The sequence below is a fragment of the Coprococcus intestinalis genome (assembly GCF_023656595.1).
Classification (GTDB): domain Bacteria; phylum Bacillota; class Clostridia; order Lachnospirales; family Lachnospiraceae; genus Coprococcus_A; species Coprococcus_A intestinihominis.
Genome location: NZ_JAMOKJ010000005.1, coordinates 24295 through 36236, shown reverse-complemented (window position 1 = coordinate 36236; position 11942 = coordinate 24295). Strand labels below are relative to the sequence as shown.

General features: G+C 42.2%; 13 protein-coding genes and 1 pseudogene. 8 read left to right on the top strand and 6 right to left on the bottom strand.

The genetic code is table 11. The features are described 5' to 3' along the window. The first annotated feature begins 70 nt into the window (after nt 1–70). Nucleotides 71–796, top strand: a complete 726-nt coding sequence (locus NBH03_RS05525) for a lysophospholipid acyltransferase family protein (RefSeq protein WP_227081734.1) — start codon at nt 71–73, stop codon at nt 794–796. A gap of 120 nt (nt 797–916) precedes the next feature. On the opposite strand, the gene NBH03_RS05520 is transcribed toward NBH03_RS05525, so the two are convergent. Continuing rightward, a complete protein-coding gene (locus NBH03_RS05520) occupies nt 917–2281 on the bottom strand; it encodes a short-chain fatty acid transporter (RefSeq protein WP_250797965.1) in 1365 nt (454 codons plus the stop codon). 145 nt (nt 2282–2426) lie between these two features. Between NBH03_RS05520 and NBH03_RS05515 the strand changes: the two genes are divergently transcribed. Both NBH03_RS05515 and NBH03_RS05510 read left to right on the top strand, forming a co-directional pair. After that, nucleotides 2427–3284 carry a helix-turn-helix transcriptional regulator gene (locus NBH03_RS05515; RefSeq protein ID WP_250797961.1) on the top strand — a complete coding sequence of 286 codons (858 nt, stop codon included), beginning with the start codon at nt 2427–2429 and terminating at the stop codon, nt 3282–3284. Nucleotides 3285–3450: 166 nt separating this feature from the next. After that, on the top strand, nt 3451–3741 hold the full coding sequence (locus NBH03_RS05510) for a YerC/YecD family TrpR-related protein (RefSeq protein ID WP_015515344.1): 291 nt from the start codon (nt 3451–3453) through the stop codon (nt 3739–3741). A gap of 35 nt (nt 3742–3776) precedes the next feature. On the opposite strand, the gene NBH03_RS05505 is transcribed toward NBH03_RS05510, so the two are convergent. Then, a complete protein-coding gene (locus NBH03_RS05505; protein WP_250797955.1) occupies nt 3777–4364 on the bottom strand; it encodes a DUF1836 domain-containing protein in 588 nt (195 codons plus the stop codon). 206 nt (nt 4365–4570) lie between these two features. Here NBH03_RS05505 and NBH03_RS05500 point away from each other — a divergent pair, with 206 nt between their 5' ends. The 4 genes from NBH03_RS05500 to NBH03_RS05485 all read left to right on the top strand — a co-directional run bounded on the left by NBH03_RS05500 (nt 4571) and on the right by NBH03_RS05485 (nt 7099). Beyond that, complete coding sequence (locus NBH03_RS05500; protein WP_015515346.1) at nt 4571–4921, top strand: cupin domain-containing protein; 351 nt, start codon at nt 4571–4573, stop codon at nt 4919–4921. Then, complete coding sequence (locus NBH03_RS05495; RefSeq protein ID WP_147322295.1) at nt 4857–5525, top strand: hypothetical protein; 669 nt, start codon at nt 4857–4859, stop codon at nt 5523–5525. Before NBH03_RS05500 ends, NBH03_RS05495 begins: the two co-directional genes overlap by 65 nt. Nucleotides 5526–5784: 259 nt before the next feature. Continuing rightward, nucleotides 5785–6384: a YczE/YyaS/YitT family protein gene (locus NBH03_RS05490; RefSeq protein WP_250797953.1), complete on the top strand. Its 600-nt coding sequence runs from the start codon at nt 5785–5787 to the stop codon at nt 6382–6384. Between the two features lie 16 nt (nt 6385–6400). Next, nucleotides 6401–7099, top strand: coding sequence for a hypothetical protein (locus NBH03_RS05485; RefSeq protein ID WP_250797951.1), 699 nt, complete (start codon nt 6401–6403; stop codon nt 7097–7099). A 108-nt stretch (nt 7100–7207) separates the two neighbouring features. Here the strand turns inward: NBH03_RS05485 and NBH03_RS05480 are convergent, their stop codons facing one another. After that, complete coding sequence (locus NBH03_RS05480; RefSeq protein WP_250797948.1) at nt 7208–8209, bottom strand: ABC transporter substrate-binding protein; 1002 nt, start codon at nt 8207–8209, stop codon at nt 7208–7210. Nucleotides 8210–8388: 179 nt separating this feature from the next. Between NBH03_RS05480 and NBH03_RS05475 the strand changes: the two are divergent. Beyond that, nucleotides 8389–8820 (top strand): annotated as a pseudogene (locus NBH03_RS05475) (FKBP-type peptidyl-prolyl cis-trans isomerase); the annotation flags it as partial. A gap of 150 nt (nt 8821–8970) precedes the next feature. Here NBH03_RS05475 and NBH03_RS05470 read toward each other — a convergent pair. The 3 genes from NBH03_RS05470 to NBH03_RS05460 are packed head-to-tail and all read right to left on the bottom strand — an operon-like array spanning nt 8971 to nt 11830. Next, nucleotides 8971–9666 (bottom strand): YoaK family protein, encoded by a 696-nt coding sequence (locus NBH03_RS05470; RefSeq protein ID WP_250797944.1) that lies wholly within the window; start codon nt 9664–9666, stop codon nt 8971–8973. Nucleotides 9667–9717: 51 nt separating this feature from the next. Further along, nucleotides 9718–11082 carry a threonine/serine exporter family protein gene (locus NBH03_RS05465; RefSeq protein WP_215690146.1) on the bottom strand — a complete coding sequence of 455 codons (1365 nt, stop codon included), beginning with the start codon at nt 11080–11082 and terminating at the stop codon, nt 9718–9720. After that, nucleotides 11069–11830 (bottom strand): DUF4866 domain-containing protein, encoded by a 762-nt coding sequence (locus NBH03_RS05460; RefSeq protein WP_250797939.1) that lies wholly within the window; start codon nt 11828–11830, stop codon nt 11069–11071. Before NBH03_RS05460 ends, NBH03_RS05465 begins: the two co-directional genes overlap by 14 nt. Nucleotides 11831–11942: the final 112 nt, after the last annotated feature.

Sequence of the window (11942 nt, the reverse complement as noted above, 5' to 3'; positions counted from 1 at the left end):
ATAATAAGTGAAATACACGTTAGGTGTGCTTCACTTGTTTGGAGTTCAAAAGAAAGAACAGGTATAATTTATGAAAAGAATATTGTTGATGGTGTTGAAGCTTCTTGGACATGTGCCGGCCTGGTTCTGGCGTATTTGTTCTTTTGCGAAGGATACAGAGGAACAGCGGTACAGCATAGAGGAAAAATATAACTATATCCGAGAAATTGCCATCAAAGCCAACAAAGCAGGAAGAGTGACCATTGTCAGCAGCGGAGAGGAGAATCTGCCGGAAGAAGACGGTTATATTCTCTATCCGAATCATCAGGGAATGTTTGATGTGCTGGCTTTTCTTGAAACGATGAAGCGGCCTTTTTCTCTGGTGTTTAAACAGGAAGTGAAGGATATTATTCTGTTAAAGCAGATTAGAGAGGCACTTCACTATATTCCTATGGATAGAAGTGATATGAAACAGTCCATGAAGGTGATTCTGGAAGCTTCCAACCGGGTGAAAGCAGGAGAGAACTTTTTGATTTTTGCGGAGGGAACGAGGAGCCGGAATGGCAATGAAACCCTTCCTTTTAAGGCGGGCGCCTTTAAGGCGGCCACAAGGGCGAAAGCACCGATTGTTCCGGTGGCACTGCTTGACAGTTATGCACCCTTTGACAGAAGTACCACAGAGCCTGTAACTGTGCAGATCCATTATATGAAACCGATGTATTATGAGGAATATGCCGGTATGAAGACAACGGAGATTGCATTGGAAGTGGAGAAGCGGATCAGAGAAGAAATTCATAAGCGTATGAAGGCAGAGTAGTTGTTCAGAGTCGGACATAAGTGTATACAATGATATCTGGCTCTGAATAAAAAAACAGTGCAGCTAAAAGCTGCACTGTTAAAAAATCAATTTTTAATTGTTGATGAAATTCTGTTCAGATTAGATCAAACCGACAACAACGAATGTTGCACAAACGATGATACCTGATAAGATAAGGTCAACAACACAGAATCCCATGATATCTCTTGCGCCAAGACCTGCGATACCAAGAGCTGGCAGAGCCCAGAATGGCTGAAGAAGGTTTGTCCAAGCATCGCCCCAGGCAATAGCCATACAGGAAACTGCAGGGTCAAGACCCATTTTAACAGTTGCAGGTAATACGATAGGAGCCTGTACTGCCCACTGGCCGCCGCCTGATGGTACGAAGAAGTTAACGATACCGGCGCTCAGGAATGTGAACAGAGGGAATGTGACGTCATTGGAAATAGCAACGAAGAAGTTACTGATAACACCGGCAAGTGAAGGACCGCCTTCTGTAACTGTACCTGTCATGATACCCATGATACCAGCGTAGAATGGGAACTGAAGAACGATACCGCCGGCGCCCTTAACAGCGTCATTAACAGCCTTAACGTAGTTCAGAGGTGTACCATTCAGTAAAACACCGAGTACAAGGAAGATCAGGTTAACGATGTTCAGGTTCAGTGCATTCAGAGGATTGCCTGCTGCTGCGAAATACTGAACAAGGTAAACAACACCGATGATAACAACGAGCCATGATAATGGTTTGCAATCTTCAAGTTTTTCAGCTGGAGTAGAAGCTTTTCTAACTGTGACTTCTTCTTCAACAAGTAACTTAGGATCAACTGCAACAACTTCATTTGCTGCCGGATGCATCTTAGCATTCAGTAAAGGCATAAGAATCAGGATAATCAGGCAGGCAATTAAGTTCCATGGAGAAAGAACTGTTCTGTCCATACCGATGGATTCTGTCAGAGCACCACCTGTAGCAGCTGTAACAGCTTCTGTAACTTCTGTGATTGTCAGAGGAATAGAACCTGACAGACCAGCATGCCATACAACGAAGCCTGAGTATGCAGAAGCGATCAACAGACGGTAGTCAACGCCTTTAACCTTCTTGGCAATAGATTTTGCAAGAAGAGCACCAACAACCAGACCGAAGCCCCAGTTTAACCATGATGCAACAGTACCAACTACAGTTACAAGAACGATAGCTGAGAAAGGTGTCTTAGCAACACCTGCAATCTTGTCAAGGAGTCTCTTGACAGGAGGTGCAGTAGCCATAGCTGTACCAAGTACGAGTACGAGAGCCATCTGCATTGAGAATGCTAACAGACTCCAGATGCTCGTGCCCCAGAAGCCTACAACCTGAAGTGGTGTAGCGCCTGCAGCAGGAATTGCTGCGATGAATACGACGATTGTTAATATGATACAGAAGATAAATGGATCAGGCAAGTATCTCTGTACGATATGTACACAACCATTAGAAATTTTCTTGAGCATAAAAAAGTCCTCCCTTTAATTTGAATTGTGCTCTTTGTTATTTTACAAACAATCTGGTATTATTATAAAACTTTTCTAAACAAATTGAAACTCTAAAAATATATTATATTATAGAAATTTTGAACTAGTATAGGTGCAAAAAGAGATGAAAAATGCGAAATTGACAGACAAGACTGACAATTATAGGATATTGAGTGTATATATTGATAACATTATGCGTAAAACTGAGAACCATGAGCAGCAGACAAGGCTTGTTTTTGATTGTTATACTATTGTCATAGTGCGCAGTGGTAAAATCCACATTGAAGAAAGCGGTCAGCAGATGATTCTCAGGAAGGGCGATGCCATTTTTATTGAAAAAGGCAAGATGGCCATCGGCAAGGCATTGAAAGGGGATGAATGCTGGATCATGATCATACAGTTTGATGGCGAGGGTGTTCCGGGAATGCTCCAATATCTTCATATTCAGGATGGGGAACGCTTTAATGTCAGCGGAAATGTCCTGGCGGCGGAACTGGACAGCATGATTCAGACTTGGGAAGCCGGGGAGTATTTCAGAGCATCCGTTATGCTGCAGTCTTTGTTTTTGACGATACATGATACAAGAGGGACGGATTACCGGAGTCTGGATCTGAACACAATTTATGAATATATTCAGGAACATTACGCAGAGCCATTGGATCTGAACAGTTTGTCACAGCTTTATGGGACAAGCGTCAGCTATTTTTCCAGAGCATTTAAACAACATTTTGGTACGGCCCCTATGACGTTTGTCAATGAAGTGCGCATGCATTATGCACGGCTGTTCCTGACAACAACAGAGATGAAGGTTCAGGAGATTGCAGGACATTGCGGATTTGAGAAAATGGAATATTTCTGTTATGTCTTCAAAAAGGTGGAGGGCTGTACGCCGTCGCAGTATCGCCTGAATCGTTGGCATGCGGACAAAAATCCTTGTACCGCGGACGGAAGATTGGAAATGGAATCAGACGGAAATCTTTAAAATTTAATAATATTTTTATAAATAACTATGGACTTTAATCCTCTAAAATGATAAAATGTGTTTGTGTGTGTCGGACAGTGCATGCTTGCTAAGTAGGAAGTCAGTACTGGACGGCATACGTTCGAATGGCATATTATTATTTATAATGAAGGGGATTTGTGACGACATGAATAAAAAAATTAAAACGCCGGAAGTTGAGCAGTTATTCAAAGGTATGCTTTGTCTGAAGAGCGTGGAAGAGTGCTATGAATTCTTCGAAGATATCTGTACCATCAATGAGCTGCTGTCATTATCACAGCGATTCGAGGTGGCCAGAATGCTTCGCGAGAAGAAGACATACCTTGAGATCGCAGAGAAGACAGGTGCTTCTACTGCAACGATCAGCCGTGTCAATCGTTCACTGAATTATGGTAACGATGGTTATGATATGGTCCTGGATCGCCTGAATGAAGAATAAATTGTTATAAAATAAAGGAATGCACAGGCATTCCTTTATTTTTTGTCCAAAATGGCTTCAATGAGCTGTTTCTTGAGATAAATGTCCAGACTCAGCATACAGATAAATGTAAATTCCCGGAGGGATGCCTGATCAGCCTTCGGAGCATCGGGAAACAGGTCTGCTGACATGTGGAACTGCTTCATAACATTCTCCAGTACTTCCTGAACGAAAGTATCCTCCTTGGAAAAGAGGGTTGTGTAGATGGCCTCCAGATTCAGATCCGCATCCTTATGAAAATACTTGTCCGTCAGAGGCCCCAGAATGGTCTTGATATCGCTGATGGGCAGAAAATTCTTAAAATAGTAAATAAAGATCATCAGAAGAATATGGTCTCTGGAATACTTCTTCTTGTCCGGCGGCGGCAGCAGATGATTCTTCGTGTAGTTGTTGATCATGGTCTTGGTCATGATCTTGTCATCTTCAAAACGGATGGTTTTGGCAAGATGCCGGGTCAGGAATGTTGTAATCTGGTCTACATATAAATCAAGATCCGGCAGCATGGACGCCTTGATATAACTGCCATCGGTATAGCATTTGAAAACTTCTTCGATGACGGAAGGGATATCGTTGCCTTGTTCCATGATCGGGTTCAGTCCTTTCGTTGAAAATTTATCTCCTTATAGTATAGTCTATAAAATAGCAAAAGGTCAATCAAAAATTGCAATATGTAGTAATGAAAACCATGTTGATGAAAGGCTTGCATTCACTGCCTGCAGATGGTATGCTAAGAGACGAAAATATCCGATTTTTTAGTATGGATCGGGAAATGTACAGGAGGTAGACAGCAATGATTAAACGAGCAGAAGATATGGTGAAGTTATACAATGAGCATATGCGAGGCGGAGACGGAACTGTGGAGATTATCCGTTATCTTGAACCTGAGGAGTTTAACGGAAATGCTAAGATGATCGCGAAGCTGGTGCTTAAGCCGGGATGTTCTATCGGCGAGCATACACATGAAGGTGAAGAAGAAATTATTTGTATTGCAAAGGGAAATGCAGAATACAATGACAACGGCACAATGGTGACACTTCATGAAGGGGATTCCTGTGTTTGTTTGGGTGGACAGACACATGGCATCAGAAATGCATCTGATACAGAGAATCTGGAAGCCTTTGCCGTTATTCTTCTGTATTAATCAATGGGTCATTATGAAGAGAATGAAGTTGGACAAAACATGTACAGTGTGTATGATTTTGCTCCTGACGGTGCTGCTTGCAGCATGTGGCAGGGGCAGCAATCAGGAAGCAGCATCTGAAAAGCCGGTAGATATTGTATCCGAAGTCGCGGAGGTCGTCAGCAGTGAGACGGAGACGACTGCGATGGATGAAACGGTTCAAAAGAATTACAAAGTTCTTCTGGATGGAACTTCTGATCAGGAGGCTGTTTATTATCTGATGGATGTGACAGGCAACGGTTCACCGGAACTGATTGTCGGCAAAGAGGCCATGAGTGTTTATTCATGCAATCAGGGAGCAGTGACAACCATTGGTGCAATGGCCATTGATACAGCCTACTTGTCAACGAAGTATGGCTTCTTGGCATTCAACAACCAGAATGATAAGTATGAGCTTGTGCAGTATAAATACGATGGTGAGATGATCACTGAGACGGTGCTTGTGTCTGCGTCTTCTGAAGCTGATTATAAGAGCCAGGCAGATCAGTATCTGGCGGATGCAAGAGAGCTGAAGGCCTATGCACTGGATGACAGAACGCCTTTCGGTGATGAAGCTGCCGAATAGACCGCAGTGCTTGAAGATAATAAACAGAGCATTTGTCAATACAAAAAAGTATTGCCAAATGCTCTGAAGGTATGTATGATAAATTTAAATGAATACGGAGCTTGTCTCGGCAAACGAATAATGAAGGCTATAGATTTCTACTGTTTCTGAACATAACAGTTAAGTCTATAGTTTTTTTTTATGCAGATAATGAGTGCGATTGGTTAAGAGCAGATTGTTTTCGTTTGTTTTAGTATCCATACAGAAAGAGGTTATAGCAATGGGAAGAATAGGATGGATAAAAAAGATAATGATTATTGTGCTGGGATCGATGCTTGCAGCATATGGCATCACGTTGGCCTTGTATGCGGGATTTGGAGGGGCGACCCTCGCAATCGTATGGCAAGGCATGTCAAAAACATTTCATATAAGTATTGGTATGGCTTCTCTGATAGTGGCTTTGATAATGATAGTTTTTGTATTTTTTTATGATCGTTCACAGCTGAATATCGGCACAATCTTGTATCAGTTGGTGTACAGTTTTTGTGTAGATTTATTTGCAGATGCCCATGTATATAGTTCACATTTATGGCTAAATGCAGTCATTATGATATTAGGAGTTATGTTGTTTGCTGTCGGTACCGGATTTTATGCATCAGCGTCTATGGGGCGGGGCTCGTATGAGGCTCTAACTTTTTCGCTTGCCGAGAAGAATCACTGGCAGGTGAAAGGTGTGCGGATGGTACTGGATGTTTTGATGGTGATTGTCGGTGTTGTATTAGGCGGAAAGTTTGGTATATGTGCAATAGCCACTATTCTGTTTTCTGGTCCGGTTATCCAGTTTACAACTGCAAAAACAAAAAAGTTATTAGCAATATAACACGAGGTACTTTAAAGTGAATTTTGAGAAAATAAATAACAGTCAGTGGGATATGAATTATGCGAGTGTATCATTTGTTATTCAGTGGATAAATAGTACAGGACATTTGGATATTGTTGATATGGGGTGGTCGAAAAATCTGATATTACGTCGTTTGACTGCTGTGATAAAAACGCAGTTTATAAGCCCGACAAATCAAATATATGAAAAATATCTTGTAAAAAATACAACGGTAAAAGAAAGAAAAAGATATGTTGAGAAGCTGAACGGAAGATGGTATTCAATAACAGCGCCTTTTAATGGATATATTAAGGGAAAAGGTGAAATTGATGAAGGATTTAAGCTGATTTGGAGACAATTTCTGCAGGAAGAGAAGAGAAAACTTGAAATATCGGATGTCAGACGACAAAGCAGAGTATCCAGGGCGTTTGATGAGATAGGAGAGATGCTTGCAGCAATGACAGAAAATTGCAAAGGCCAGGAGAAGGACAGTCAAAATAGCTGTGATGAGTTTGTAGAAAGGATACGTGCATTCAGTGCAGGAAAATCAGAAGAAGCGTTTGTGGACAGACTGATTTCTTTTTACTGTTATGAAATAGAGAAAGCCTATGCAAACCGAGATATGGCATTACTGGAAGAACTGACTATGGACTGGTGTCCGAATGGGCTGATGCATGATTATGTGTGGCAAAAAATAAAAGTAGCGGGTCAGTAATTTTGGCAGTAAAATAACCTCAAAATCCAAACTCAGTTTTTGAGTAGGATGGATTTTGAGGTTATTGCTGTTTAAAAGAGATATTTATCTCGGAGATTTAGTGTTATTTCATTCTTGAACAGCTTTTTCGGCAAATTCTGTTGTAATAAGAGTGCCATAATCCACCCGCTCAGTCAGTTCTCCGGCCTGGTCAAGGATATTCTGCAGCAAGTTGAAAGCTTCCTCTGTGAAAATACAGTCTTCCTTCCACGTATCCTGTGCAGCGTAACGGTCGATAATGGCAATGAGCTTATCGGTATCAGTCTCTTCAAATTGCGGCTGGATGACATCAGCAATTTCAGCAGGTGTGTGGCTGCCCACGTAATCCAGGCCTTTTTGGATGGCATTGGTAAATGCCTGAATGATATCCGGATGCGCCTGAATATAGCTCTCAAGGGCCGAGAAACAGGTATATGGGACATAGCCGGAGTCTTCGCCGAGAGATGCGATAACATGCCCGTTGCCGTTCATTTCCAGAGAGGTAGCAAATGGTTCAAATTCTACGGTATAGTCGGCGGTGCCGCTGGCAAAGGCTTCGGCCGTCAGTCCGAAATCCACATTCTGGATAATAGTCAGGTCATTTTTCGGGTCAATGTTGTTGAGGGTTAAAACATACTCGAAAATCATTTCAGGCATGCCGCCTTCACGACCGCCCAGAACGGTTTTGCTTTTTAAATCCTGCCATGTGAAATCCGGTTCTTCCTCTCTTGCAACAAGGAAGTTGCCGGCGCGCTGTGTCAGCTGGGCAAAATTGACAGCATAGTTCTGTGCCCCTTGGTTATAGACATAGACAGTGGCTTCGGGCCCCATAAAGCCTATATCTGCGTCGCCGGATATGAGAGATGTCATTACATTATCTGCACCGGAACCGTTCACCAGAGTAATATCCAGACCTTCATCGACAAAGTAGCCATTTTCGATAGCCACATACATGGGAGCATAGAAGATGGAATGGGCAACTTCGCTGAGGGTGACCGGTGTCAGGCCGGAACTTTTTTGGGAACAGCCGGTAAAGATCATGGTAAGACAGCCAAGCAGTGCAGCCGCTGAGAAAAACTTTTTTAAATGCATACGGAAAAATCCTCCGGGGAATTCTACTTTTATCATATGTTTCCGGGGATGAAAAGTGAAAGCTGAAAATTTATAAAAGTTTTACTTGTGAAAAGACGATTGGTAGTGTACTCTTAAAAGAAGACATCATGTCGAATAAAAAACGGATAAACGGAGGATTTTTAATCATGGAAAATACAATGACAGGACGTAATGTCGGCAAGACATGTCGCACCCATTACAGAGGTACTTTTAACGACGGCACACAGTTTGATTCATCCTATGACCGCGGTGAGCCATTGGAATTCGTCTGCGGTGCAGGACAGATGATCAAAGGCTTTGATGCAGCCGTGGCTGATATGGAAGTCGGTGAGATCAAAGAAATTCATCTGATGCCGGAAGAGGCTTATGGCATGCCGGATCCGAATGCGATTATTGAAGTCGAGATCGCACAGCTTCCGGGATCTGAGGAACTGACAGTGGGTCAGCAGGTTTACCTGACCAATCAGTACGGTCAGCCTTTCCTTGTAAAGGTTACGGATAAGGATGAGAAGATGATTACTTTTGATGCCAATCATGAGATGGCAGGCAAGGAATTGAATTTCAAAATCGAACTTGTAGAAGTGAAATAAGAAAGTTAAATAGAATACAGGTTTGAGATTTGTATAAGATACGAATGTGAAAAAGTGCCCTGAAGGTAGATTCAGGACACTTTTTTTTCATAGGTAATATTGCCTATGAGATATAAAGGATAGATAAAAAATGAAAAGAAGAGGGCTTATTTAAAGTGTCATCGGTTCCATATGTTCTGTCTGTTCTTCTTTGATGAACATCATAAGAAATCCAATCAGAAGAAGCATACAGGAAATCCATATGGTTCGCATGCCGAAAATTGTAATGCCGTAACCGCCGATACCTGCACCGATGGCAAAGAGTAAAATGATTCCCCAGTAGCACAGGGATTTGCGCAGAGTGTTTTTATCACGGGTACGGATAAAAGCACATAAGGCATCTGTGCCGCTTCGGATGTTGCCGATGCACATAGTACTGGCAAAGGCGTATCCGTTGACTTTACGAAAACTCTGAACCTGCATGGCACATGAGAATGAAACCATGGCATTGGCCAGCAGATTCAGTCGTGTCGGCAGAAATCCAACAACCAGCAAAAGAAGAATCTCAAGTACGAGAACCAGTTGGCGCCAATGGATATGTTGGATACGCTGAAATTTGACGTGGATACATTCAGCGATGGCGATGCCCAGGGCAAAAAACAAAAGAGGCACAAGGTAATGGATCGCCCGGACAAAGTCTTTATCGATAATGCTTTGGCTCAGCAGGACAATATTGCCTGTCTGGGCATTGGCAAAGACTTTTCCACGAAAAATATAAGTATAAGCGTCCTGTAATCCTCCTGACACTGACAAAAAGGCAGCAGTCAGGAAAGATTCGGACATTTGTTTGTGGTGCTTGAAACTCATTAATGATTCCTCCAGTAAAAATTATCAGTTATTGTCTTAGTACTTGCCGGGTTAAGTACAATAACGGAATGTGCGGTCAGTCAGGATTCTTGCGAAGATCAGGCCAAGGGGGAGAGCGGCTATGATCATAATCGCTGCTGCAAACCACGAAACGGATTCGTTCAGGGACATAATGCCAAGATTATAGATGGCACGATAGAGGTAAAGCCCTGGAACCATGATCACAATGGAAGGAACAGTGATAGATATTCTTGGATAACCATGATTTCGTTTAATAATGGATGCAAGTAAACCTGCTGTCAGTGCACCGATGAAAGCGGCCTCCGCAGATGGCATCTGGGTGAAATCAATGAGTTCAAGTCGTAATGTGTTGGCAGCAGCGCCAATCAGCGCAGCGGTGGCTGCGATAGGAATGGCACTGTTGAACATGATTGAGAAACCGAAAACGCCGCAGAAGCTGGTAATGATCCGAAGAAACATATGTAAGAGGGGATCAATGTTCATGGCAGCAAAATCAACGGGTTTCAATTTCAGTAGTAAAGCCATGATCCATGCAAACATTGTGGCAACAAGCACAATAATGATTGCGTAGGTCAGACGTTCCAGACCGGAACGAAGATCCAGTTTGGCAAGGTCAATGCCGCTTGTAATAAAGGGAAAGCCCGGAATGATAAATAACATGGAACAGATATAGCCTGCTTCATGGAATGAGGAGATGCCGAAGCAGACCTCAGACAACTTCAAAAGCAGTGCATAAACCAGGCAGGCAGCCGATATGGAGGCTGCGATATTTAAAAACAATGTATAGTGGTGTTTAATCAGCTTTGTACGGATAAAATTACCGATACCGGCTGCAATAAAGGCCAGTATCATTTCCACAGGGCCACCGCCAAGTAAAAATGTAAAGGCGCTGCAGGCCAGTGCTGCTGCAAAACCAAGTTTTACAGGTGAATACAGACCGTGGATTTCTTCAATTTCATCCAGTCTTTTATGGATTTCTTCACCGGTAAGTTTGGCTTCCATTGTCGGAAAAGAATCTACGAATTGTTCCATTCGATACAGCTTAGATGTATTGACACCGGTATTGGCGATGCTGAGAGACTGTGAAACGCAGTCTTTGCCGTCAAAGCAGTTGAATGAAATGGACATTAATCCAACATCAACAGTACAGGTCACACCAAGTTCTCTGGACAAACGGTTCATGGAAGTACGGACGCGCCATGCACCGGTGCCGCAGGAAAGCATGATCAGACCTACACGGCCGATGACAGAGGATTTCTCAATCAATCCAGCCTGACTGATGATAACATGGCTGTCAGCATCTGCATAATCATGCCATGGAATTTCCATATGGTTTTTTTCCATGATATCAACATAAGAAGCGGCAGGTGCTGATGCAGTATTATTTTTGCGCATAGATAATCGCCTCGGCTTTTTCAATATGTTTCTCCAGATGTTTCAGAAAATGAGAGTTCGGTAAAAATATGCCGATTTCGTCATATCGTTTATTATGTTCTACCAGTGTGTCCTGTCCATAAAAGACATAGGCCATCGGCAGCTCTTTTTCCAGTGCGATCATGATATCCCAGACAGCAGCATAGGCCTCTGCCTCGGTTTCTTTGAGTTTTACTGTGTCCGGAAGTTCACGGATCAGAAGAATGCCTGTTGTGATCTCAAGAATCTTCTGCTCGATATTCATATGGTTTGGACCGTAATCATGGCTGTAGCGATAGGCTTGAGCCAGAAAAATGTTTCTATCTGATTCAAGATCATGATAAATTTTTTGAAAAGTACTGTATTCTTTCTTATAAAAAGGATTATCATACTCCGGAAGTAAGAGACCTTTTTCATCGGTCATGATAATCGGATTCTGTTTGCCGTCTGCATCGAAACGGTAAGGAATCAGAAAAGAATTCCGAAGAAGGTCAAAAATAGTATTCTGGCAAATGCCCATCAAAAATGCGGACAAATCTCTATTCTTATAGGATTCAAATAAAGCTTTGGAAAATTCTTCAGGTGAAAGGGGATGATCAAATTCATCATTACAAAATAGAAAATCGCAGAATGTTGCCTGAAGTTTTTCACAAGCCCATGGATCATTTAAAATTTTTTGAAATAATATATCTGAATGCTCTTCCCGAGGAAAAATCGTTTTTTCTTCCATTATTTATTACACGTCCTTCCTTGATTTTCATATTCTGTTCGATTATACTATGAATGTAGAAATAAGTAAAAACTATAATTGATATGATATCGATTATGTTTTGATATGTCTG